Source organism: Variovorax sp. YR752, assembly GCF_943372545.1.
The window spans coordinates 43,391-68,080 of record NZ_CALRZC010000016.1 but is presented as its reverse complement, the minus strand read 5'-3'; the positions used below and the strand labels follow the sequence as shown (position 1 = coordinate 68,080).

At 65.5% G+C, this 24,690-nt stretch carries 19 protein-coding genes and 1 pseudogene; 7 read left to right on the top strand and 13 right to left on the bottom strand.

Going from position 1 to position 24,690, the window contains the following annotated elements:
- The 6 genes and pseudogenes from AAG801_RS06130 to AAG801_RS06105 form a co-directional block, all read left to right on the top strand.
- Positions 1-276: pseudogene (locus AAG801_RS06130) on the top strand (SAM-dependent methyltransferase); the annotation flags it as partial.
- Positions 273-1,436: a DegT/DnrJ/EryC1/StrS aminotransferase family protein gene (locus AAG801_RS06125; RefSeq protein WP_341887624.1), complete on the top strand. Its 1,164-nt coding sequence runs from the start codon at positions 273-275 to the stop codon at positions 1,434-1,436. The pseudogene AAG801_RS06130 and the gene AAG801_RS06125, both read left to right, overlap by 4 nt.
- Before the next feature lie 32 nt (positions 1,437-1,468).
- On the top strand, positions 1,469-2,452 hold the full coding sequence (locus AAG801_RS06120) for a KpsF/GutQ family sugar-phosphate isomerase (protein ID WP_341887623.1): 984 nt from the start codon (positions 1,469-1,471) through the stop codon (positions 2,450-2,452).
- Positions 2,453-2,473: 21 nt separating this feature from the next.
- Complete coding sequence (locus AAG801_RS06115; protein ID WP_341887622.1) at positions 2,474-3,088, top strand: sugar transferase; 615 nt, start codon at positions 2,474-2,476, stop codon at positions 3,086-3,088.
- On the top strand, positions 3,085-4,986 hold the full coding sequence (locus tag AAG801_RS06110; protein WP_341887621.1) for a nucleoside-diphosphate sugar epimerase/dehydratase: 1,902 nt from the start codon (positions 3,085-3,087) through the stop codon (positions 4,984-4,986). Before AAG801_RS06115 ends, AAG801_RS06110 begins: the two co-directional genes overlap by 4 nt.
- Entirely contained in the window at positions 4,983-6,299 is a 1,317-nt protein-coding gene (locus tag AAG801_RS06105; protein WP_341887620.1) for a hypothetical protein, read from the top strand. The genes AAG801_RS06110 and AAG801_RS06105 overlap by 4 nt, the downstream gene beginning before the upstream one ends.
- On the opposite strand, the gene AAG801_RS06100 is transcribed toward AAG801_RS06105, so the two are convergent.
- A complete protein-coding gene (locus tag AAG801_RS06100) occupies positions 6,265-8,307 on the bottom strand; it encodes a capsular polysaccharide biosynthesis protein (RefSeq protein ID WP_341887619.1) in 2,043 nt (680 codons plus the stop codon). The two genes, AAG801_RS06105 and AAG801_RS06100, sit on opposite strands and share 35 nt — an antisense overlap.
- 146 nt (positions 8,308-8,453) lie before the next feature.
- On the opposite strand from AAG801_RS06100, the gene AAG801_RS06095 reads away from it, so the two are divergent.
- Positions 8,454-9,734, top strand: coding sequence for a nucleotide sugar dehydrogenase (locus tag AAG801_RS06095; RefSeq protein WP_341887626.1), 1,281 nt, complete (start codon positions 8,454-8,456; stop codon positions 9,732-9,734).
- Here the strand turns inward: AAG801_RS06095 and AAG801_RS06090 are convergent.
- From AAG801_RS06090 to rfbB, 12 genes are all read right to left on the bottom strand, one after another.
- The gene (locus AAG801_RS06090) at positions 9,713-11,056 is read right to left on the bottom strand and encodes a glycosyltransferase family A protein (protein WP_341887618.1); all 1,344 of its coding nucleotides are present in this window, start codon (positions 11,054-11,056) and stop codon (positions 9,713-9,715) included. The two genes, AAG801_RS06095 and AAG801_RS06090, sit on opposite strands and share 22 nt — an antisense overlap.
- 175 nt (positions 11,057-11,231) lie before the next feature.
- Positions 11,232-12,590, bottom strand: a complete 1,359-nt coding sequence (locus AAG801_RS06085) for a hypothetical protein (RefSeq protein ID WP_341887617.1) — start codon at positions 12,588-12,590, stop codon at positions 11,232-11,234.
- Positions 12,591-12,703: 113 nt separating this feature from the next.
- Entirely contained in the window at positions 12,704-15,814 is a 3,111-nt protein-coding gene (locus tag AAG801_RS06080; RefSeq protein ID WP_341887616.1) for an FkbM family methyltransferase, read from the bottom strand.
- Between the two features lie 54 nt (positions 15,815-15,868).
- Positions 15,869-16,681: a polysaccharide lyase gene (locus tag AAG801_RS06075; protein ID WP_341887615.1), complete on the bottom strand. Its 813-nt coding sequence runs from the start codon at positions 16,679-16,681 to the stop codon at positions 15,869-15,871.
- Positions 16,682-16,735: 54 nt separating this feature from the next.
- Positions 16,736-18,469, bottom strand: a complete 1,734-nt coding sequence (locus AAG801_RS06070) for a polysaccharide biosynthesis/export family protein (protein ID WP_341887614.1) — start codon at positions 18,467-18,469, stop codon at positions 16,736-16,738.
- Between the two features lie 4 nt (positions 18,470-18,473).
- Positions 18,474-19,577, bottom strand: a complete 1,104-nt coding sequence (locus tag AAG801_RS06065; protein WP_341887613.1) for a capsular biosynthesis protein — start codon at positions 19,575-19,577, stop codon at positions 18,474-18,476.
- Complete coding sequence (locus tag AAG801_RS06060) at positions 19,577-20,308, bottom strand: ABC transporter ATP-binding protein (RefSeq protein ID WP_341887612.1); 732 nt, start codon at positions 20,306-20,308, stop codon at positions 19,577-19,579. The genes AAG801_RS06065 and AAG801_RS06060 overlap by 1 nt, the downstream gene beginning before the upstream one ends.
- Before the next feature lie 12 nt (positions 20,309-20,320).
- Entirely contained in the window at positions 20,321-21,070 is a 750-nt protein-coding gene (locus AAG801_RS06055; protein WP_341887611.1) for an ABC transporter permease, read from the bottom strand.
- A gap of 143 nt (positions 21,071-21,213) precedes the next feature.
- Entirely contained in the window at positions 21,214-21,765 is a 552-nt protein-coding gene (gene rfbC, locus AAG801_RS06050; RefSeq protein ID WP_341887610.1) for a dTDP-4-dehydrorhamnose 3,5-epimerase, read from the bottom strand.
- Entirely contained in the window at positions 21,765-22,646 is an 882-nt protein-coding gene (gene rfbA / locus AAG801_RS06045; RefSeq protein ID WP_341887609.1) for a glucose-1-phosphate thymidylyltransferase RfbA, read from the bottom strand. The genes rfbC and rfbA overlap by 1 nt, the downstream gene beginning before the upstream one ends.
- 19 nt (positions 22,647-22,665) lie before the next feature.
- Positions 22,666-23,562, bottom strand: coding sequence for a dTDP-4-dehydrorhamnose reductase (gene rfbD / locus AAG801_RS06040; protein WP_341887608.1), 897 nt, complete (start codon positions 23,560-23,562; stop codon positions 22,666-22,668).
- On the bottom strand, positions 23,559-24,620 hold the full coding sequence (gene rfbB / locus AAG801_RS06035) for a dTDP-glucose 4,6-dehydratase (RefSeq protein ID WP_341887607.1): 1,062 nt from the start codon (positions 24,618-24,620) through the stop codon (positions 23,559-23,561). The genes rfbD and rfbB overlap by 4 nt, the downstream gene beginning before the upstream one ends.
- Positions 24,621-24,690: the final 70 nt, after the last annotated feature.

The following is a 24,690-nucleotide window of genomic DNA, read 5'->3' as shown; positions in this document are numbered from 1 at the left end:
GCCGACACGATGTGGCGCTGGCTGCGCCCCGGCGGCGCGGTGCTCTGGTACGACTTCACCGTCGACAACCCGGCCAACCGCGACGTGCGCGGCATGCCGCTGGCGCGGGTGCAGCAGCTTTTCCCGCAGGGGCGCATCGATGCGCAGCGGGTCACGCTGGCGCCGCCGATCGCGCGTCGCGTCGTGCGGGTGCACCCCGCCCTCTACACTGTCTTCAACACCCTTCCGGTGCTGCGCACGCATGTGCTGGCCTGGATCGCCAAACCGCAGCCATGAGTGACCAGCCCTTCCTGCCCTTCGCGCTGCCCGACATCGGCGAGGCCGAGATCGCCGAGGTGGTCGATACGCTGCGCTCCGGCTGGGTCACCACCGGACCGAAGACGCGCCGCTTCGAGCAGGACTTCGCCGCCTGGCTCGGCGAACCCGGCCTGCATGCCATGGCCGTCAATTCGGCGACGGCCGGGCTGCACCTCGCGCTGGAAGCGCTGGGCATCGGCCCCGGCGACGAGGTCATCACCACCACCCACACCTTCACCGCCACCGCCGAGGTGGTGCGCTACCTCGGCGCCGACGTGGTGATGGTCGACATCGACCCGGCCACGCTGTGCATCGATGTGGATGCCGTCGAGCGCGCCATCACGCCGCGCACCCGGGCCGTCATCCCGGTTCACTACGCCGGCCTGGCGGCCGACATGGCGCGGCTCGTGCCGCTGGCGCGCCGGCACGGCCTGAAGATCGTCGAGGACGCGGCCCACGCGCTGCCGACCACCTGCGACGGCCACCTGATCGGCACGCTGGACACCGACGCCACCGTCTTCAGCTTCTACGCCAACAAGACCATCACCACCGGCGAAGGCGGCATGGTGGTGACGCGCGACGAGGCACTCGCCAAACGCATCCAGGTGATGCGCCTGCACGGCATCAGCCGCGACGCCTTCGACCGCTTCACCGCGACCGTGCCGAGCTGGTACTACGAGATCGTCGCGCCGGGCTTCAAGTACAACCTGACCGACATCGCCTCGGCGCTGGGCATCCACCAGTTGAAGCGGGCGCGAGAGTTCCAGGCCAGGCGCCAGGCCATCGCAGCGACCTACGGCGAGGCGCTGGCCGGCCTGCCGCTGATCACGCCGCCGCAACCGGCGGCCGGCGAACTGCACTCCTGGCACCTCTATGCGGTGCGCCTGGCCGATGCGGCAGCGGTCACGCGCGACGCCTTCATCGAGCAGCTGTTCGCCGCCGGCATCGGCTGCAGCGTGCATTACATCCCGCTGCACCTGCAGCCCTACTGGCGCGACCGCTACGCCCTGAAGGCGGCTGACTTCCCGCACAGCCAGCATGCCTACGAACGCCTGGTGAGCCTGCCGATGTACTCGCGCATGACCGAGGCCGACGTGGCCCGGGTGGCGGCGGCCGCCCGGCGCATCCTCGGCGCCTAGAATCCCGGGTTCTTTCCCTTCCTGCAGCACGCATGTCCGACCGTCTCGACCCCGAGCGCATTCTCGAACTCGCGCGCCAGACCTTCGACATCGAAGCAGCCGCGCTGATCGGGCTCAAGCAGCGCCAGGGCGACAGCTTCGTCGCTGCCGTGGCCGCCATGCTGGCCTGCAGCGGCCGCGTGGTGGTGATGGGCATGGGCAAGAGCGGTCATGTCGGCCGCAAGATCGCCGCCACGCTGGCCTCCACCGGCACGCCGGCGATGTTCGTTCATCCGGCCGAGGCCAGCCACGGCGACCTCGGCATGGTCACGCCGGGCGACGTGGTGCTGGCGATCTCCAATTCCGGCGAGAGCGACGAGCTCGCTGCCATCCTGCCGGCGATCAAGCGCCTGTCGGTGACGACCATCGCGATGACCGGCAAGCCCGAGAGCACGCTGGCCCGCCACGCCGACATCGTGCTGTCCAGCGCGGTCGACCAGGAAGCCTGCCCGCTGAACCTCGCGCCCACCGCCAGCACCACCGCACAGATGGCGCTCGGCGACGCGCTGGCCGTGGCGCTGCTCGACGCGCGCGGCTTCCGCGAGGAAGACTTCGCCCGTTCGCACCCCGGCGGCTCGCTCGGCCGCCGCCTGCTGACCCATGTGCACGACGTGATGCGCAGCGGCGATGCGGTGCCGCGGGTCACTGTCGACACTGGCCTGGTCGACACCATGCGCGAGATGACGCGCAAGGGCCTGGGCGCCACCGCGGTGGCCGACGCACAGGGCCGTGTGCAGGGCATCTTCACCGACGGTGACCTGCGCCGCCTGATCGAGGTGGGCCGCGACCTGCGCGACCTGCGCGCTGGCGACGTGATGCATCCCTCGCCGCGCACTGTGCGCGCCGACGCGCTGGCCGTCGAGGCTGCCGACCTGATGGAGAAGCACCGCATCACCAGCGTGCTGGTGGTCGACGGCGACGGCCTGCTGGTCGGCGCCCTGAACTCCAACGACCTGATGCGCGCCAAGGTCATCTGACCTTTCGCTGATCTGTCGCCGATGGCCAAGCGGATGTTCGACCTCGTCGTCGCCGGCCTCGGCCTGCTGCTGCTCTCGCCACTGTTCCTGCTGATCGCACTGGCCATCAAGCTCGACTCGCCGGGGCCGGTGTTCTACCGGCAGGAGCGTGTCGGCCGCGGCGGCTGCCCATTCCGCATCCACAAGTTCCGCACCATGCGCCACGGCGCCGCCGGTGCGCAGATCACCGTCGGCGCGGATGCGCGCATCACCCGTGTCGGCGCGCTCCTGCGCCGAGCCAAGCTCGACGAGCTGGCGCAACTGCTCGATGTGCTCGACGGCACGATGAGCCTGGTCGGCCCGCGGCCCGAGGTGCCGCGCTACGTGGCGATGTACCCGCCGGCGCTGCGCGACAAGGTGCTGTCGGTGCGGCCGGGCATCACCGACATCGCCTCGATCGAATACCGCCAGGAGAGCGAGTTGCTGGTCCGTGCGGCCGACCCCGAGCGCGAGTACGTCGAGGTCATCATGCCGGCCAAGCTGAAGCTGGCGGCGGCCTATGTCGACCAGGCCTCGCTGGCCACCGACATTCGGTTGATCCTGCGCACGCTGGGCGCGCTCTTCGGTGGTCTGTTCGGCGGCAGGGGCGCGGCGTGAAGGCCTTCTGGATCGCCCTCGAACGGCTGCTGGCGCGCATGCGCCCGCACCGGCAATGGTTCGCGCTGCTCGTCGACGCGGTGGTCATCGCGCTGGCCTGGAACGCCACCTACCTGTTCCGCCTCGGTTTCGAGCGCTGGACCACGGCGCGGCCCGACTACGACGGCTGGGTGCTGCTGGCGCTGGTGGGCCTGTACCTGATCGTCTTCGTCGCCTTCGGCATTCCGCGCTGCATCTGGCGCTTTTCCGGCTTCGGCGACATCCAGCGCCTGCTGTTCGCCTGCGTGGTGGCCGGCGTGCTCGGCGCGGCGGCGGTGATGGGCCTGGGCCTGACGAAGGTGCCGCGTGCGGTGCTGGCCCTGCACCCCTTCATCAGCCTGATGGGGCTGACGCTGGTGCGCATCGGCTACCGCATGCTCTACGAGCACCTGCGCAGCCGCATCGTCGGCGACGGCGGCGAGATCCGCCGCGCCCTCGTGCTCGGCGCCGGCAGCGCGGCGCGGCGGCTGATCGCCGGCATCCAGCACGACGGCTGGCTGGTCGTCGGCCTGCTCGACGACGACCCGGGCAAGCAGGGGGCGCGCATCTCCGGTGTACCGGTGCTGGGGCCGCTGTCGGCGGTGGCCGAACAGGCCGGGCGGCTCGGCATCACCCACCTGGTCATCGCGATGCCTGGCGCCAGCCCGGCACAGCGCCGCCGCGCCGTCGACCTGGTGCTGCCGACGCGGCTGCCGGTGATGACCGTGCCGAGCGCGCGCGAGTTGCAGGAGGGCATGCGCCAGCAGCTGCGCGACATGGAGCCGGAAGACCTGCTCGGCCGCGCGCCGGTGCAGCTCGACGAAGCCGGCATCGGCGAAGTGCTGGCTGGCCGCACGGTGCTGGTCACCGGCGCCGGCGGCAGCATCGGCAGCGAGCTGTGCCGGCAGATCGCCCGCTACCAGCCGGCGCGGCTGGTGCTCTACGAACTCGGTGAATACAACCTCTACCGCATCGAGCAGGAGCTCGGCGAGTCGTTCCCCGCACTCGAACTCGTGCGCCTGATCGGCGACGTGCGCGACGAGGCGCATCTGCGCGCCACCTTCATGCGGTGGCGGCCCGAGGTGGTGTTCCACGCTGCCGCCTACAAGCACGTGCCGCTGATGGAGCGCGACAACGCCTGGGCGGCGCTGCGCAACAACACGCTGGGCACCTGGCTGGCGGCGCGCGCCGCGGCCGAGTGCGGTGCGAAGCGCTTCGTGCTGATCAGCACCGACAAGGCGGTCAACCCGACCAACGTGATGGGTGCCACCAAACGTGCTGCCGAGATGGCGATCGTCACGCTGGCCGGCCGCTACCCGGGCACCCGCTTCATCGCCGTGCGCTTCGGCAACGTGCTCGGCTCCAGCGGCAGCGTGATCCCGAAGTTCAAGGAGCAGATCGGGCGCGGCGGGCCGGTGACCGTCACCCACCCCGACATCATTCGCTACTTCATGACCCTCAGCGAAGCGGCGCGCCTGGTGCTGCAGGCCGCGGCGATCGGGCAGAGCGGGCAGGTGCTGGTGCTCGACATGGGCGAGCCGGTGCGCATCGTCGACCTGGCGCGCGAGATGATCCGCCTGGCCGGCCACGGGCCGGACGAGATCGCCATCGCCTTCACCGGCCTGCGCCCCGGCGAGAAGCTCTACGAGGAACTGCTCGCCGACGCCGACGCCACGCTGCCGACCACGGTGCCGAGCATCCACCTGGCGCGGCTGGCCGGCGGCACCGAGCAGGTGCTGGGCCTGCTCGACTGGGCGGCTGCGGCACCCCTGGCCAGCGACGCCGAGGTGCAGTGTCGCCTCGCCGCCACCATCCCCGAGTACCGGGAGGCCGCCGGCTCGGCGCCTGGTGACAAGGTGTCACAATCGCCGGCTCGATGAAGATCGCGTATCTCGACCCGGCCTACAGCGGGCACTTCAGTGCGCTGGCTGCCACGCTCGCCCGGCGCACCGGCGGCGACGTCGTCGCGCTGCTGTCCTCGCCCGCCTACCGCCTGTACACCGGCGAAGACCGGGCCATCGTCTGGAAGCCGGGGCTGTCCGAACACCTGCGCGAACTGCCGCACGAGTTCGACCACGCCACCTGGGCGCCGATGAAGGATGCGCGCTCGATGTCGGTGTTCGCGCGCGCGGTCGACTGGTTCCGCCAGCGCTTCACCGAGGAGGGCATCGAGCTGTGCCTGGTGTTCTCCGACGCGCGGCCGTTCTCGGTGGCGGCGCGGCTGGCGGCGGCCGAACTCGGCGTGGTGGTGTTGTACTTCGAGCGCGGCGCGTTCCGCTACAGCACCTCGAGCCTGAGCACGCTGGGCCTGAACTCGCGCTTCAGCCTGCAGCGGGCGGAAGCGCTGCCGGGATTGGTCGGCGTCGCCGCCGACGACCCGCTGGCGCGCCGCGACGCCGAGCCCTGGCTGCGCACGCGATTCGCACGCTTCATCGTGCACAACGCGCTGGCCTGCCTGATCGACCGCGACCGCGGCCGCATCCAGCACAAGCGCTATTCCGTCGGCCCCTACCTGCGGCTGGCCTGGGCGCAGTGGCGCACCGAGCACCACCTGGACGACGGCGAGAACGTGCCGGTGCCCCGAGGCTCCGGCATGCCGCTGGTCGTCGTGCCGCTGCAACTGGCCACCGATTCGCAGCTCGTGCTGCACTCGCCCTTCGAGAGCAACCAGCAGTTCATCGATTTCCTGTCGGCCGAGGTGCAACGTGTGCTGCCCGGAACGCCGGTGCTGTTCAAGCGCCACCCGATGGATGCGACGCACTACCGCATGCCGGCAGGCGCGCACCTGATCGGCGGCAACCTGGCGCGCTTCCACCGCGCCGACCCGATCGTGGTCTGCATCAACTCCACCGTCGGCTTCGAGGCACTGGTGCGCGGCGAGCGGGTGATCTGCTTCGCGCCGAGCTTCTATTCCGACGCCCGCCCGCTGGTCAGCGCCACGCCGGCCAGCTTCGGCGAGCGCCTGCGCGAGGTCGCGGCGGCGCGCGGCGACGCCGCGGCGGGCGAGGCGCTGCGCGCCACGGTGCTGCGCTGCTACCAGGCGCCCGGCGATGCCTGGGCCTACACGGCGCAGGACATCGAGGCCACCGCGGGCATCGTGATGAAGCACTTCCGCGCGGCGCGGCTGTCGCTGGTGCCCCGCGCGGCCGAGGCACCGCTCAGGGCCGCCGGAGCCGGGCACGCCATCGCTTGAGGCGGCGCAGGGCGCGAGACGACCACGGTTCCCGCGGCGGCTCCGTCTCGCGCCAGTGCGACAGCTCGTAGAGCGCTCGCTCCGGCGTCGTGAAGGTGCCCGTGGTCCGACTGACATAGGTCGGGTACTTGATCAGCGCGCCGGCAACCAGTTCGTCGATTGTCAGTTGACGGGTGCGACGTACGTGTGCGAGCAGATCGGTTGTCAGCCCCCAGCCCGCATAGAACGGGCTACCGTGACAGACGACGGCGCGGCCGCGCAGCAGGGCCTCGAAGCCCGCAAGTGACGTGAGCGTGTGCAACTCGTCGACCTGCGGGAACAGTGCCGTGATGGGCACGTCGGTGACGATCTGGTCACACCACTCGCGCGCAGCGGCGATGTCGTTCCCGCCGGGACGTTTGCGGGCGAGCACGTCCGGATGGGGCTTGTAGACGATCCATGCCTCGGGGCGGAGCAGCCGGACCGCGCGAAGAAGATCGAGATTGCGCTGCAGTGCTGGCGAGCCCCAGCGGATGGAGGCGTCACCTTCGACCTGCCCGGGAACCAGCACGACCAGACGCCGGCCGGCCGGCCTGTTCCAGCCGCCAGCGCCGACGTTGTACTTGGTGACACCGGAAGCCACGATGGACTCGCGCAGGGCGCGGGCCCGCGCCAGTGTCGGCGCGTCGAAGCATGCCGTCTCGAGCATCTCCTCTAGGTCGGAGGGCGAAGTCGCGTCGTAGTACATGCCACGGCGATCGATGACCCATGACAGCGGGCGCACCCAGTGCGCCCCGAGCCCGACGGATCGGAGAAAGCCGTCCTCGACCTGCAGCAGCGGCGACGCCGTGCCCCGCCTGGAGGGATCGTCGTCCGCGGCCCGACCCCAGACGGCACGGCCATCGCCCGTTGCCAGCGGCGCCGGCTTTTCGACGAAGGCAAGCTGGCTGCCGCCGAAGAACGCGCGCGCGATGGGCTGCTTCCAGTCGGAGAAGGCGATTGCCTGCACTTTGGCGGGAAAGCGGCAGCGCATCCGGCGCTGCAGCCCCATCCACTCGATCACCCGCTCGGGCTCGCAGCGCTGCAGCGTCTCCGGATCGATGTAGCGGGGGTACTCGGCCAATGCCGCATGGACGAGGTCGTCGAGCACGACCGGGAGGGCGGCTTGACGCCTGTCAGGCCTCGGCAGTTCGTCGCGCGTGAGCCCCCAACCGGCGTAGAAGGGCATGCCGAAGCTGCGTACCGGCTTGCCCCACATGAGTGCCTCGAATCCCATCTGCGACGTGACGACGTAGACCGCCTGCGCGGCCTCTAGCAAGGCGGGCGGGTGAACGTTCTCGGCCAGGAGCCTGACGCGCGCCGCAGCCCCCGGCGGGAGTTCGGCAAAGTGCGCCCGCTTGCGCCCGGCCAGCACGTCCGGATGAACCTTGAGCACCACCGACAGGCCGGGGTGTTCGTCGAGCGCTGCCTCCAGCATTCGCGCAAAGCTCGCCGGCGACGCCAGGCCGAGCTCGATCGACATATCGCCGAAGGTCTGATCCACGGCGAGCACGAACGGCCGGTCGTCGTGCGTCCAGGCCTCGCGGCCGTGGTTGTACTTGGAGACCCGCTGCGCGCACCATGCCTGCGCGATCCGTCGGGCGCGCGCGCGCTGCTCGTCCGTGTGGACGGCAGCGATGAACTGCTCGAGCCGCGAGGGCGAGCGGGCGTCGTAGTACACGCCGAGGTCGTCGAAGACCAGGGACAAGGGCTCGTCGGTGTCGCCGAGCGCGACCGAGCGCAGGAAGCCGTCCTCCACCGCGAGGTAAGGCAGGCCGAGTTCGCGTGCCAGCGCAGCCGTGTCCCGATGTTTGCCCTTCAGTCCCCAGCCGAGCAGCCCGCGGGCGTCTCGTGGGGGGCTTCCTCGCGGCCGGTAGAGCAGCGGGGCACCGAGCAGCCGCGGCAGGTTGCGGACCAGCATGACGCCGGCGTGGCGCACCACGTAGGCGCCGGCCCCGGGGTCGGCCGGCGTTGGTTGGAGCTTGTTCATCGGGTACTCGGTTCGGCGGGCATTCACCTGCCTAGCCGGGCGCGGTTTTACCAGAACCGGGCACGCAGGGGCTGCGACGGGCAGCGCAGGAGCCTGGAGCCGCGCTGGATAGAATCTGCCGTTTGGATCGAATCGAAGGAATCGAATTGACTGTTGTCGCCGTGGTCGGTTTGGGATATGTCGGTCTGCCGCTGGTGATCGAGTTCGGCAAGCAGTTGCGCACCGTCGGGTTCGACATCGCCACCCACAAGGTCGCAGAGTGCCGGGCGGGCAGGGACCCGTCCCGCGAACTGACCGACGAGCAGATGGCCGCCTCCCCCTACGCCGAGTACACCGCGGATCCGGCGCGTCTGGCCGAGGCTGACATCATCATCGTCGCGGTTCCGACGCCGGTGGACGAGGCGCACATCCCTGACTTCGGCCCGCTGGTCGGTGCCAGTACGTCGGTCGGGCGCCACATGAGGCGCGGTGCGATCGTCGTCTACGAATCCACCGTGTACCCCGGCGCCACGGAAGAGGTTTGCATTCCCGTCCTCGAACGCGAGTCAGGCATGACTTGGAAGACCGACTTCTGGGTCGGCTACAGCCCCGAGCGTATCAATCCCGGCGACCGCGAGCACACCCTGACGAAGATCGTGAAGATCGTCTCCGGCGATACGCCGCAGACGCTCGCCAAGGTGGCCGAACTGTACGAGCGGATCGTCGAGCCGGGTGTCCACCGCGCGAGTTCGATCAAGGCGGCCGAAGCGGCCAAGGTGATCGAGAACACGCAGCGCGATCTGAACATCGCGCTCATGAACGAACTGGCCATCATCTTCCATCGGATCGGCATCGACACTGCCGAGGTGCTTGCGGCCGCCGGGACCAAGTGGAACTTCTTGAAGTTCAAGCCAGGCCTCGTCGGTGGGCACTGTATCGGTGTCGATCCTTACTACCTTACGCACAAGGCCGAGACTCTCGGCTACCACCCGCAGGTGATCCTGGCCGGGCGGCGCATCAACGACGGTATGGGCAGCTATGTCGCCGAGCAGACCGTCAAGCACCTGATCGCCGGAGGCAGTTCGGTCAAAGGGGCGACCGTCAACGTACTTGGCCTGACATTCAAGGAAGACTGCAGCGACCTGCGCAACAGCAAGGTAGTGGACATCATCCAGGAACTGCGCAGCTACGGCGCCACAGTGCATGTCGCGGACCCGCACGCATCCCCCGACGAAGCCAGGGCCGAGTACGGAGTCGATCTCGTGCCATGGCAGGCGCTGCCGCGGGCCGATGCCATCGTCGCGGCGGTTTCCCACCGGGACTACCTGACGCTGTCGCTGGACGATCTTGCCTCCAAGCTCGTTCCCGGCGGTGTGTTCACCGACGTCAAGTCGTCGTTCGACGCGGCCGCCCTGCGTGGCGCGGGCTATCGCGTCTGGCGGCTTTGAGAGCGCAATCCCGCTCCGCTGGGGCGTCGTTCGAAAACCGCAGCGGCGTCGTTCAAGGTTGCTTCAGGCTGCCGCAGCAGTGGTTCGCCCCGCAGCAGCTTGCCAACGAGTTCTTCAGTCCAGGACTCCTCGTAGAGCGCCCTGGTCTCCGATTGGCCTCGCGCGTCGATACCGGTTTCCTGAGAGGTGGTGAGCGATCCGCTCCGGTGTGCCGCGACGATTAGGGGGAGCTGGAGCTTGAGCAGCGCGGCGGAGCCAAACTGTGCGCGCACCCTGGAAACGAATTCGCTGTCCGCGCCGAATCGGTTCTCGTCCAGAAACCCGACGCGGTTGAGCACATCAAGTCTCCGGAACATCATCGAGTTCGGGGTCCAGCGGGTCATGGGCCACAGCTTGGTCGAGTGGAACTGACCCGTGTCGGTAAGCCGGATGTAGCTGCACGACACCGCGACACAGCGGGGATTCTGGTCGAGCAGGGCCAAACACCTGGAGAACCGATCGGGATGCGACCAATCGTCCGCGTCCTGAAAGGCTACGAACTCACCGCTAGCCAGCTCTAGACCAACATTCTTCGCAGCATAGGTCCCCAAGTTCCTTGCGAGCCGAACAGCGGTGACACGTTCGTCGCTTGCCGCGAGTACCTGCATTGCGGTCCATGTGCCGTCACTGCTGCAGTCGTCCACTGCGATCAGCTCGAGTTCACGCATCTCCTGATCGAGCACCGATCTCATGGCCGCAGCCACATAGGCCTCGGCATTGAATGCGGTCAGTACGACCGAGAGCCGAGGTGTGGCGGCGGTGGCGGAAGGCGGAAGCTCGAGCTGGCGCAAGTTTGTCACTGAGAGTGGTGCGTGGTCGTCTAGGAGACCGACCTCTCGCAGACCGCACTCATTGAAGAATCGATTGAGAAGCGTGAGCCTGTCTCCGGGCGCTACGGTGTTGGCCCGCAACAGCAATCGGTCGGGGCCGAGGCGCTGTGCTCCGATCTGCATAGATCGTTCGAACTCGTCGACTTCCCCCAACGCCAGTGCCAAAGCGGCTCTGGCGGGGTGCATCGGCAATCGATTCTGGATGACCCTCAGCGAGCCACGCGGCGACACAGGTGCGGTCAGGTCGACGATCCGCGATAGCTGACTCTCGTTGCAGGGCGGTACCCCTGAGGCAGGTGCTGCGACGCATTCAAGCAGCGCGTCGACTGCGTCGAAGTCAGACTTCGCCAGGGCCAGCCTGATGTCAAGCAAGGGAGTGCGCCGATCGGGCGGAAGTGCCGCGTAGGCGGCGTCAGCCCGACGCCGCAAGCCGAGGTCCAGGCACTGCGCCACGTAGTCAGCACCTGAGTCGCGGTGGCATGCAATGCGCTGCGCGATGCTCCTCTCGCGCGACGAGCCGTGGGTCGTACGAAGTGCTTGCCGAAGCGCTTGCCATACTCGCGCGAGCTTGGAAGGTGCGATGTTGCTTCGTCGGGCCTCCGGCACTGTGCGCCGCACGCTTCTGCTCCTACTTCTTGGTCAGCACAGCCATGTAGAACCTATTCTCGAAGGCAATCTGGCCAACGTGGTCCGCCAGGTAACGGTTGGCGGTGTCATCGAGGAAGGTGCTCTTCGATTCCTTCGTTTCCTGGAGTTTCTGCAGATACGTGATCGTGTTGTTTTCGGGTGTGACATCCCATCTCGCGAAGATGTTGGGGTTGATACACACCTGCAGGTCCTCAATGAAGTAGATCCCCCGCGAGCGCATGCGAGGGAAGATGACCCCCAGTGCGACTTGGTGGCTGCGCGGCGTGTGAGCGCCGTCATCAATCAGGATGTCCGGCTGAATGCCGTGGCGCTCGAAAACGCTCGCAAGCATCCTTGGATCGGTGCCATCGCATTGGTACACCTCGGTGCGCTCGACAACGGGCAGCGTCGACACATCAATGATGTCCAAACCGATCACCCGGGCATTCGGAAAGTATTCGCGCCACATGCGCAGAGACTCGCAGCCAGACACGCCCTTGGCCCGCTTTTTCAGCCCGATCTCCACGATGGTCAGCGCGTCCTGACGACGCGGAGCCAAGTACTTCTCGTAGGTCGTCAGGTAGCCGTGCGTCAGCTTGTCGGTGCCGAACTCTAGCGCCAGATCGGCGAGGGAGCGCGTGGCACCAGGCAAGCCGGAAGGACGGGTGTCAGGCTGTGGCGGCGCTCCCGCCAGCAATTGGTGCGGCAGATCGAGGCACATCTCGCGCAAGAAGTCGTCATAGGACGTCTCCAGCAGTTTGCCCCGCTTGCGCACGTCCTCCTCCGGGCGGCTCATGATCTTGTTGAGTCCATGGATGACCTGGACCCAGCCGCTGCGTTTAGTGCGTGTCAGCGGGAAGTGATGGTGCATCAGCGTGTGGTCGTCGTAGTACGCTGTCCGAACACGGCATCGCTTGCACTTTTTGATCTCCACGACGCTGAGGAAAGGCGATGGCACACTGCGATAGAAGGTGTCTTGGTAGACGGCCTTGTAGCGCATGTCTACGCGGTAGCCACCGGCATCGATCAAGCCTTCTTCCAGGTCCGCTGCTACGCGCTGGACGTCGTCGACGAACGTGGGCAGGAGGTAGTCATCGTTGTCCAGGCGAGTCGTGATGATCTTCTCGCCGGCCTCGGTGACGCTGATGATGTACTTCTCGAACTTGGGGTCGACCACATGCTGGATACCCTCGAAGTCGGCCGATGCCAGCCCTTCTGCACCGGTCAGGATCCAGACGAAGTCCTTGTTCGTCTGGCGCCTCAGGGAGGGAATCGTGATGCGCCGGATCAGTTCCAGCCGTTCCTGCTTGTTCGGGTACTCATCCTTGTACAGGTTCCGGGTGATGATGAAGTGCTTCATGGTGTTTGGCGGGCTAGTGCAGGTGGCGGGTCTGGTGCGGCCAACTCGCAAGGGATGTCCTAAGAGTTGGCCGGGGGCTCATCGCGGCCGTTGACGGACACGGTGGGGGCTGACTACTGGCTCAGGGTCGCGGTCCGGAACTGCGGAGTCGGGTCAAGACTCCCGATGCGCTCGGCTGCGAGGTCCTGCAGCACGGAAGTCAACGAACCGTCGCTCACTGCCGCAGCTTCGGGTACCACGAAGCGCCGGGGTTGGTGAGGGAATGGAAGGTACGCACTCTCAAGATCGATGGTCTGGTGCCACTCGGTCCATTGTTCTCGGTAAAAGCGCCGCGTCGGTGAGATTCCATGTAGCTTGGACACACCATGTACTGGATCGTTCGTCAGGCTACCTTCGACATCAAGGCAGAGCATGGCAAGTTGACGAAACTTGGCGAAACCATTGCCGAGAACGTACTCTGCCCGTGAAATCAACTCGCTGTCTGCACCGAAGCGCACCGAGTCCCAGTAGCCGAGATGCCTGCGCATATACGTCGCCTCGAACATGCAGGAGATCGCTGCGTCGCGAAGCGCGCCATCGTCGGAAGTCTTGCCCTCCTTGGCGAAGTGTCCGAAGTAGCCGGAATCGTTCAGTCGGACCATTCTGGTCATTGAGGCCTTGATTTTGCCCCCGGACTTGAGCATTTCCTGGACCTGCAAGGCCAGCCGCTGGGGGTGCGCCCAATCGTCGGCGTCATGACCTGTAATGAACTCGCCGGTGGCAATGGAAAGTGCCAGGTTCTTCGATACATAGGGACCGACGTTGGCACGATTGCGCAGTGCCTTGACACGCGGGTCGCTTCGCTTGAGCTTCTCAATAATCTCCCAAGTGTGGTCGCTACTACAGTCGTCAACGATGATGAGTTCGAGAGAACTCCAGGATTGGTTGAGGATCGAGCGGGCAGCGCTCCAGAGAGTTCGCTCGGCCTCGAACGCTGGCATGATTACGCTGATTAGTGGACCGTTCTCGATCCGGTGAATCGGCCGCGTGGACAGGCGCGAGAACAGTGTGCCGCCAGAGGGTTCAAGCGTAATGGGCTCGATGTCGAACTGCCTCAAGTAGTCATTGACGTGCCTTAGCCACTGCGCGTCGTTGCCGATCTCGCGATTGGCCTTCAGTAGGCTGATGGCTGGACGAACGAAGTCCCGAGCGTGCCGTTCGGCAAACGCAATGCCACGATCTACCTGCCCTTCTGTGACCATCTGGAACGCCTGCCAGAGGATCGCGCTCTTCATTCGCTTGGGCTCGTCGACCGCGACGGTGCCTGGCACCATAGGCTCTGGCGCACGCAAACCGGCAGCGCTCCGAGAAAGAGGTTGCTCCTCGGGCATTGGGCGCTCCGCAGACGAAGACGCGGCTTCCGCGGCCATCTGTTCGACGCGACCCGCTCGCATGTCGAACTTCAGCACGCAGGCAAGCCCGCGAATCTTGCGGAACTGGATCGATCCAGCGGAGGCGAAAGTGGACAACAGCATGACACTTCGGCCGGGCACCAGGGTCAGCGCAACGGTCGAAGTGGGGTCGCGTGATGCAGTTGCTGGGTCGACACTACCAGAACGAATGAACTGAGCACATGTCGCCGGCGATTCCGAGCTGAACTCAATCGTCGTTGTGCCGCGCGCGCTAACGCACAGAGGGGTGAGCCAAAGCTCACTAGGTACACTCGATTCGGGCAGGGCGACTGTCTGCCAATGCGACTTGGGCACGGAGGCGAGCCGGCCCTTGCGAAGCTGCAACTGGTCGGAAGGCGGAACTGGCGGCGCGAGCAGTCCCTGCGCCTTGTCTCGGCGGTATTCTGAGTACATGCGTATCAGGGCCGCTGGCATCTTCCACCATGCCCACGGCCTACGCGCGTTCTCCAGAATCACCGTGCCGAGTCGATTTGCCAGTCGTCGGCGAGTGCGTTCCTCGCGCAGGTGAGCCATTCGAGCGTCTGCCTGGGCGCGGCGCTCGCTTAGGCGAAGTTCGTCGAACCCCTGAAGCAGGTCCCGGCTCATCTCTTCGCAAACCTGACAGGCGCGTTCGGCCTGATCAAGCTTGGTGCGCAGAGCGAGTTCGCTCTGGTTCGCCTCTCCCAGCTTGGCGATCAGAGCGTTTTCGGCAACGCGCGCGTCTCCGAGGAGCTTTGTCGTACTCTGAACGTGCTGTTCGAGTTCGCGAATCTGACTGTCGGAAGTTGCCAGTCGCTCGTCCCGTGCGCGAAGTTCTGCTTCGAGTGCGTCCGTGTGGCGCTTGAGCGCTTCGTACTCCGCGACGTCGATCTCATGGCGTCGGCTCTGCGCTTCCAGCAACTGGATGCGCAGTTCTTCACAGCGTTGGCTCAACGCGCGCTGCTGCGCAGTTGCATCGAGTTGTGCCTGCCTGTTTTGTGCTTCGATGCCGGCGATACGACGCTCTAACGTCGCGCTGGCTTCCTTGAGTTCCTTTGCCTGGTGGCCGGCCTCCTCGAGCTGGCGACGTGCCTGGAACAGTTCCTGCGTCAGGCGGTAGGGATTGTTCTGGGCAAACCGGCTGCTCATGTAGGCGATGTTGACCCGTCGCAGCAGTGGGGAATCCACGATCCACTCTGTGGTCTGCTCGTAGATCCGGAACATCCTGTAGCCGTACCGCAGAAGGATGTCGTCGATGTCCCTGAAATAGGCCTGCTGGGTGCCACCCGGGTTCATGCCGGCCTCGATGTACAGCATGTCAATGGATTGGTTCTCGAGCAGGCGAGGCGCTCCTTTGAGTACCTCGGTCTCAAATCCTTCGACGTCGATCTTCAGCAAAGAGATGTGGGGCTCGGTCAGACGCTGACTGAGTTCGTCAAGCGTCACGCACTGGACTTCGAACAGATTGCCCTGCGCATCGGGATCCTCAACCGCATCGGCTGCGGCAGCGACCACCTTGGTCATGTCTTGCGCGCCACGCAGTCGAACCCGGCCACTGGTGGCGCCCATCGCGACCGCGTGAATGTGCACGTTACGCTCGGTGAGAAGCCCGCTCAACTCACTTCTCAGGCGGGTGACCGACTCAGGGTTTGGCTCTACCAGATGCGCCTCTCGAACCTTGAGGCGCGAACTCTTGAGCTTCTTGAACACTTCTCCCCTATATGCCCCGACGTCCACGAACGTGAGGCGGCGGCCGTAAAAGAAGGGCTCGATGTCGTCCAGGAAGTCTTCAACACTTCCTTTCGCTGATGCCATGGTTGCTGATTTCCTCTGAGACGTCGATTGAAGAAGGGGGCGCGAGAAGACCTTTCAGCGGGCCGAAACAGCCGAGCCTTCAGATACCTCAATGTTGTCGAAGTCTGCATACACAGCGGTGTAGTTACCCTGACCGTCCTTGGGTGCCCATTCCGGCGATCCTCCGCCGTGGAAGGTGCTGAAAATTACGCGGGAGATCAAAGCGGCTTCTCCGCCGACAGCGCGATAGCGCAAGTCAGTCCGCTCGACGAGCAACTTGTTGTCGACATAGAGCCTCACGACACCGTCCTTTGCCGTTGGCCCCGCGTTCAACTTCACGTACAGCGACACTCGGTACATAACGCCCTTCTCGAACCTGAACTCCTTCGCCCGGTCGATCTGTCCGAATGCGCCCTTTTGGTCTTGGTGGTAGACGTAGGTCTCCACTCCACCGTCGGGCCGGAAGGCGACTCTGGCGCTCCAGCCGTCGGGTGCCGTGCCATCACCACCAGACATGATCTTTTGAGGCCCAAGACCGTGCAGCTTCCCGCCCTTCACAAACTGGAAGTCGGGCTCGAATCTCACGTCGTAGGAAAGCGTGTACTCCAAGCCCCTTCGGGGCAGGGGGCAGGAGAATACGGTGCGCTCGCTGCCGAGTTCGAAACCCTGGTAGCGGATACGAACGCCTGCGCTGCCGTCCCTGCCGTACGGGCCAAACTGCGCAGACTGCTTCTTCTCGAGGTTGCCACGCAGGCAACTCGGTGCCGATCGCTGCGTCACCCCGGAGTCGAAGTCCTCTCGTACGACCATCTGCGAAAAGACGGGTACGGCGAGCAATGTCGCCACGGAGCCGAGTCCCAGGCGCAGTGTCAAGCTGAATTGCCGCATTAGTGCTCCTCCGGCCAACGGGCCTGCATGCTTTGAATGTATGAATGAATCAACTCAGAGGTCGAACAACACCTTTGCTGCCACCGCAATCTGGTAAATGATCTGCGTAATGCCGCGAGTGATTTCGATGCTCTTGGTCTCAATCTTCGGCAGCGCCATGATCTCGTCGCCAGGTCGCACTTGGACGTTGTTGCCGTCGGCAACACTGCCGTCCTGCCTCAGTACGATGAGCTTTGCGCGATCCGCACCTTGGGTGTAGCCTCCGGCTCGCATCACATATGTATTCGAGTTGGCAGTCGAATCGAAAACGAGAGCGTTCGGGAACAGCACCTCTCCGCTGACGAGTACCAAGTTGCTCTGCTCAGGTACTCGGATCAGGTCGCCGTCAGCAAGCAGCGTGTTCCCGGCCTCGATCTGGTCGCCAAGAATTACTTGGCCGCGCGGCTGCACTTGGCGCGCACGGTCAATGAACTCGAGGATCTGCTGCGCCTCCCTGCCGCGCAACGCGGCCTCCTCGCTGGTGGCCGAACGAGCGGTCAGGGCATATGTTTCGAGACTGCGCAATGATGTCTCAATGAGTTCCTTCTGCCGCTCAGCAACGGATTTCCTGAACAGTTGCAGCGCTTCGATTCGTGCCTGTGGCGCAGGCTTGATGCGCGTCACCGCGTCCTTCAGTTGCGAACCGTATGGCAGCACTAGCGTGCGCTCGCCGAGGTGTGCGCCGTCGATGCGGACGAGAATGGTGCCGGGGTGCTTGTCCGATGTCACAAGTACTTCATCGCCGTCTCTGATGGAGATCTGTGCGGCGTCAGCCAGTGCGTAATACTCGCTCCGTCGTTCGCTCCCAAGCATGCGGACGACACTCAAGTGTGTGGCACTAGGGCGAGGGCGCGCCAAATTGAGCAACTCGGCACCCGTAATGCTCGGTCTATCCAACTCGAAGATGTAGGGGTTCATCACCTCACCACCGATCTGGACGGCGTGGCGGCGGGGTTGAACGACAAGGGTGTCGCCATCCTGCAACTGCAATTGATCAATCCGCCCCTCGAGCAAGAAGGCATATAGGTTGACGCGGGCGCGCAGATTGCCCGCGCGGAGTACATCCACCTGTAGATAGCTACCGCGATCCGGGTCGATTCCGCCGGCCCGGTCGAGATAGTGAAGTACCGAGTCGGAAGATAGTCCGCCGTAGAGACCAGGCGCCCGAACGAATCCGGTGACGAATATCTTCACCGGCTGCGCCGCTTCAAGCGTGGCATATATCCCGACGTTGCTGCGGAAGGTGCGCTTGAGCTGCGATTCCAACTGAGCATTCAGATCACCATTGCGGACGCCCAGAACCCTTAGCGGGCCCACGTTGGGCACAAATATGTTGCCTTTCACGTCTACCGGCTGCACCGCCTCGAAGGTGTATGCACCCCAGATGCGCACGCTAATGCGGTCACCCACGGCGATCTGATAGTCGGGATTGAAGCCAGCAAAGGTCTCACTTCCAAACCTGCCTGTGAAAGCCTGTGATCCAAAGACGATTGGCTTTGCGGCCGTCGCCGGATCGGGCGGGAGTGCCAGCGGTGCGGCAGCGGGAACTGGTGCAACTGGAGCAGGCCCGGAAGTCGAAGGAGCAGCGACCAGTGGAGGGCGTCGCGCTGGTAGGTCCGTCAGTCCGCGGGGGCTGGTGTTCAACGGGTCATTCGACTGCGCTGTGGCGCATGTTGCCGCGAGCCCGAGCACAAGGATCGCCCCGAGCTGAAGGCAACGTTGACTCGTGAGACAAGGGAAGCGATTCATGGCATCAGTCCTGGTGTTCACGAATGGTGGCGATCACGAGGCGCACGACACCGTAGAGAAGCAGACAGCCAACGAGGAGGGTTGCGAGGTTGTAGAGCCTGCGAGGATACTCAGCGGTCTCCGCCAGCGTTGCGGGCTCGATCACGACCAAGCTCTTCAGCTTTCTAGTCGTATCTATTCGAGCATTCTCCACTGCGGCGAGGGCGAGCTTATAGGCATCGAGCGCGAACTCCGACTTCATCTTCAAGCTTTCAAATTCGATGGCGAGCGCACCCAGTCGGTCGCTCTTCTTGCCGCTCCCCGTGGCTCGAGAGCGTTCAACTTCCAGTTGCGCCTGGGTCGCCGCGATCTGCGCGCGCAGCGCCTTGACTTGATAAGAGTCATCGTTCAGGAACGTGAGCAGGCCTCGCAACTCGGCCTCTGCACGGGTGACCGACGCCTGCATCTCCGCAACGACCGTTCCACTCGCTTGCGCCTGCACGGTCGGGTCGAGCAGCTTGTTCTTTCCCTGGAATGCAAGTACCTCGGTCTTGGCGCCTTGCAGGTGCTCGCTTGCGCGCGCAAGTTCACCCTCGGCAAACGTCAATTGCTCGCGCGCTAACTTGTGGGACATCTCGTTGACGAAGTTTTCGCTTGCCGAAAGGATCTCTTGGTTCAGCCGGCGTGCGAACTCGGGATCGAATCCCTGAACGCGAATGGTCAGCGTGGACGACAGCTCGTCCATCGATACTTCTACTCGGCTCCTGTAGTAGCTGAGAAAGTCCTCCTGCGAAGCGTCCTCCCGGAGACGTGTAGCTAGGTCCAGCCGCTGTGCGGAGTAGTGCTTCCGCACGCCGAGCTTCGCATCGAGCGCTCGGAGTAAACCGAGCGAGTGCACATACTGGCGGAGGTACAGCGTCTCCTCGCGCGACGGCGGGTTTAGCCCCGCAAGAAGCATGGCGGCGCCTGGTACGGCGGCTGCCTCCGAGCCAGCCCGCTGCAGCGCCACTGTCGATTCGCTGACGTAGCGGTCGGCCGCGACTAGCGCGAAGTAGATCGCTGCAACCACCACTGGCAGAGCAACCAGGGCAAGCTTCAACCGCCGTGGGGTCAAGGTCTTCAGATCCATCATGACTGGGCGACTTGGCCGACTGCGGAGGGAGGCGCCTCCAGGGCGCCAGGGGTCTTAACCGTTATAGGTGTTGGAGGCTTCATGTACGCGGCGATACCCTTCCGGACGTCCTCGTAGAGTACAGCGCGTCCATCCTCGACATGCACGACGACATCGCAGTAGCGCGTGATCTCAGGCGTACTGTGCGAGACCATGATCACCTTGGATCGACTGAGACGCTCGCGCAGCACGGCTTGGCTCTTACTCTTGAATTGAGGGTCGCCAACCGCGAGGACCTCGTCAATTAGGTAGTAATCGAAATCGAATGCCATGCTCAGTCCGAACGCGACCCGAGACCGCATCCCTGACGAGTAGGACGACATTGGGAGGTCGAAATAGTCTCCAATCTCGGCAAAGTCGGCCACAAAATCGATGATGCGGCGCATCGCCGCACCGGTTGCCCCGTGTACTCGGCAGACAAACTGCGCATTCTCTCGCGCCGTCAGCGAGGTCTGGAACCCTCCGGACAATCCCACCGGCCACGAAATGCGAGCGTCAGTGACAACCCGGCCAGCGTTAGGGGTGTCAATGCCGCCGATGATGCGCAGCAAAGTCGACTTCCCGGCCCCGTTACGCCCGATGAGTCCAATGCTCGCGCCGCTGGGGAACGAAAAGTTCAAGTCTCGGAACACGTATCGCCGTCCATGCGGCGTGCGATACCACTTTGTCATGTTTTGCAGTTCGAGCATATGAACAGGCGGTCAGCCAACGGTGACAAACTGGAATCTGTAGACACGGTACATGCTCATCGCCAGAGCTGCGACGACCAATGCAAATGCTGCCGGGTAGACGAAACTGGTGCCGGGTAAAACTGCGTAGTGTGGAATGAAAAAGAAGCGAGACAACTCAATCAAATGTAGGACTGGATTCCAGAGCAGCCATTCCCTCACGGCAAGCGGCAAGCCATGCACAGGGAAGATCACTCCGGAAAGCAGATACAGCGGGTAGAAAAGCAGGTTGACTACGGTCCCCACTCGGGGGCGCCGGTGAACAAGTACGGAGAACACCAAGCCGAGGCCTATGCCGAGCAACAGGAGTACGACACTGACGGCGATCAGTTCAAGCGGTGCTCGGGGAACCCAGTGATAGCCCAACCAGCCTAGCAGCGTAAGCGCGGCGACATACACGGCACTGTAGAGCCCGATCTCCACCGCCGCCCGCGCAACGAGCGCATCGATGGGAAGCACCTGCCTGTAGGAGAACAGATTGCGATTGGATGTGATCGAGTTGGACAGCCGGCGCGCAAGATTGCGGAATATGAAGAACGGCAACAGTCCAGTGACGAGGAAGACTGGCAGTTCGATGTTTAGGCTGACGGCATGTTGCCGGAAGCCAAAGATTGTCAGTATGAGCAGCACGTGAGCGAGCGGCTCAAAGAGCATCCACATCAGCCCCAGCCAGCGACCCTGTACACGGGCACGCAGTTCCCGGATGACCAAGGCGAATAGCACGGCTCGCTGAATCCTCAACGCGTCGCGCCTGGGGCGGGTGGGAGGGAGGTTCTGTGTGTGCATGGGGGTAAACCGCGTATTCTCCTTTAGCCTGCCCCCCGGTAGCGCCAGGGATCCGACTCGCCGCAAGGTGCCGCTACCGTTTACTCGTACCGTGTCGCATGCTCGATCAGAGGCGCTACGGCATCCTTCGCCGACACCAACGGCTGTATCCCGGCGTCCGGCCAGTCGATGTTTACGGAGGGGTCGTCCCAGCGGACCGCCCCCTCGGCGTGAGGCGCGTAGTACTCGGTCGTCTTGTACAAGAAGTCCGCCGCATCGCTCAGCACCAGAAACCCGTGCGCGAAGCCCGGCGGGATCCACAGCTGCCGGTGATTGTCGCCGCTGAGTTCGGCGCCGGCCCAGCGGCCGAAGCGCGGGCTGCTGCGCCGCATGTCGACGGCGACGTCGAACACCGTGCCGCGGGTCACGCGCACCAGCTTGCCCTGCGCGTGCGGCGGCAATTGATAGTGCAGCCCGCGCAGCACGCCGCGCGCCGAACGCGAATGGTTGTCCTGCACGAACTCGACATGTGTGCCGACCGCGGCATCGAAGGCGCGCTGGTTGAAGCTCTCCATGAAGAAGCCGCGTGCATCGCCGTGCACGGCCGGCTCGATCAGCAGCACCTCGGGCAGATCGGTGGGCGTCACCTTCATCAGAACGCCTTGTCCTTGAGCAGCCGCGACAGGTACTGGCCGTAGCTGCTCTTGGCCAGCGGCGCGGCCAGCGCCTCGAGCTGCGCGGCGCTGATCCAGCCGGAGCGGAAGGCGATCTCCTCCGGGCAGGCCACCTTCAGCCCCTGGCGGCGCTCGATGGTGGCGATGAACTGGCCGGCCTCGAGCAGGCTGTCGTGCGTGCCCGTGTCCAGCCACGCGTAGCCGCGGCCCATGATCTCGACGTTGAGCTGGCCTTGCGCGAGATAGCGCGCGTTGACGTCGGTGATCTCGAGTTCGCCGCGGGCGCTCGGGCGGATGTCGGCGGCGATGTCGCAGACCTGCTGGTCGTAGAAGTACAGGCCAGTGACGGCGTAGGCGCTGCGCGGCTGCTTCGGCTTCTCCTCGATGCTGATGGCGCGCTGCGCAGCATCGAACTCGACCACGCCGTAGCGCTCCGGGTCGTGCACGTGATAGGCGAACACGCTGGCGCCGCTGCGCTGCGCCGCCGCCTTGTGAAGCAGCGGCTGCAGGTCGTGGCCGTAGAAGATGTTGTCGCCCAGCACCAGCGTGCTGCATTCGCCGGCGATGAAGTCGCGGCCGAGCAGGAAGGCCTGCGCCAGGCCGTCGGGGCTGGGCTGCACGCAGTAGTGCAGGTCCAGGCCCCAGCGCGCGCCGTCGCCGAGCAGCGCCTCGTAGCGCGGCAGGTCCTGCGGTGTGCTGATGACGAGGATTTCGCGGATGCCGGCGAGCATCAGCGTCGACAGCGGGTAGTAGACCATCGGCTTGTCGTACACCGGCATCAGCTGCTTGCTGACCACCTGCGTGGCCGGGTGCAGCCGCGTGCCGGAGCCGCCGGCGAGGATGATGCCCTTGCGTGCCATCGTGAATGCCTCCCAGGGGTCAGTCGTCGAGCAACTCGGCGAGCATGCGGTCCACACCCTGTTGCCAGGGCGGCAGGGTCAGGCCGAAGGCGCGGCGAAAGCGCGTGGTGTCCAGCCGCGAGTTCAGTGGCCGCGCCGCCGGGGTCGGGTAGTCGCGTGTCGCGATCGCCTGGATGTCGCGCGATGCGAGCTTCAGCGGCCAGCCGCGCGCCGCTGCGCCGTCGATGACGCGGCAGGCGTAGGCATGCCAGCTCGTCTCGCCCGCTGCCGCGACATGGTAGGTGCCAGCCAGGCCCGGCTCGCGCTCGAGCGTGCGCAGCGCATGGGCGCTGACGTCGGCGAGCAGCTCGGCACCGGTCGGTGCGCCGATCTGGTCAGCGACCACGCGCAGGCTGTCACGCTCGGCGGCCAGGCGCAGCATCGTCTTGGCGAAGTTGCCGCCCCGCGCTGCAAAGACCCAGCTGGTGCGCAGGATCAGGTGGCGGCAGCCGCTCGCGCGCACGGCCTCTTCGCCGGCCAGCTTGCTGCGGCCGTAGGCATTGATCGGCGCGACCGGCGCGTCCTCGCCGCGCGGCGCATCACCGCTGCCGTCGAACACGTAGTCGGTGCTGTAGTGCAGCAGGGTGGCGCCGAGCGCGGCGGCCTCGCGGGCCAGCACGCCGGGCGCGGTGGCGTTGATCGTGTAGGCCAGATCGGCCTCGCTCTCCGCGCGGTCGACGGCGGTGTAGGCCGCGGCATTGACCACCACGTCCGGCCGCAGCCCGCGCACGGTCTGCGCGAGCGACTCCGGTTGCCGGAAGTCGGCCGGCCAGTCGCGGCTGTCGGTGCTCAGCGCAGTGAGCTGGCCCAGTGGGGCCAGGGCGCGCTGCAGCTCCCAGCCCAGCTGCCCGCGGCTGCCGAACAGCACGATCCTCATGCGCGGGCGCCGTACTGCTGCGCCACCCATTCACGGTAGGCGCCGCTCTGCACGTCGCGCACCCAGTCGGCATGGTCGAGGTACCAGCGCACCGTGCGGCGCAGGCCGCTGGCGAAGGTCTCCTGCGGGCGCCAGCCGAGTTCACGCTCGATGCGGCGGGCGTCGATCGCGTAGCGGCGGTCGTGGCCGGGGCGGTCGGTGACGTGGGTGATCAGGCGCGAGCGCGGCCCGGCCGGGTCGGGCTGCATCTCGTCGAGCAGCGCGCAGACCTGCCTGACGATGTCGATGTTGGCCTGCTCGTTCCAGCCGCCGACGTTGTAGTGCTCGCCAGGCACGCCGCGCTCGAGCACGGTACGGATGGCGCGGCAGTGGTCGCCGACGTAGAGCCAGTCGCGCACCTGCATGCCGTCGCCGTAGACCGGCAGCGGCTTGCCGGCCAGCGCGTTGACGATCATCAGCGGGATCAGCTTCTCGGGGAAATGGAACGGGCCGTAATTGTTGGAGCAGTTGGTCGTCAGCACCGGCAGCCGGTAGGTGTGGTGCCAGGCGCGCACGAGGTGGTCGGCGCTGGCCTTGCTGGCCGCGTAGGGGCTGTTCGGCTCGTAGCGGTGCAGTTCGGTGAAGGCCGGTGCGTCGGGCGCGAGCGAGCCGTAGACCTCGTCGGTGCTGACCTGAAGGAAGCGGAACGCAGCGCGCTCGGCCTCGGGCAGGGCGCTCCAGTGCTGGCGCACCGACTCGAGCAGGTTCAGCGTGCCCATCACGTTGGTGCGCAGGAAGGCCTCGGGGCCGGAGATCGAGCGGTCGACGTGGCTCTCGGCGGCGAAGTTCAGCACCGCGCGCGGGCGGTGGCGGGCGAGCAACTCGGCGACCACGGTCCGGTCGCCGATGTCTCCGTGCACGAACAGGTGCTTCGGATTGCCGTCCAGCGAGGCGAGGTTGCGCAGGTTGCCGGCGTAGGTCAGCGCGTCGAGGTTCAGCACCGGCTCGTCGCTGCATGCGAGCCAGTCGAGTACGAAGTTGCTGCCGATGAAGCCGGCGCCGCCGGTGACCAGGATCATGGGGTGCGTGGGGAACGGGAGAGGGCGGATTATCTTCCAAGGCCGGAGCGTTACCGCTGGAGAGGCGGGT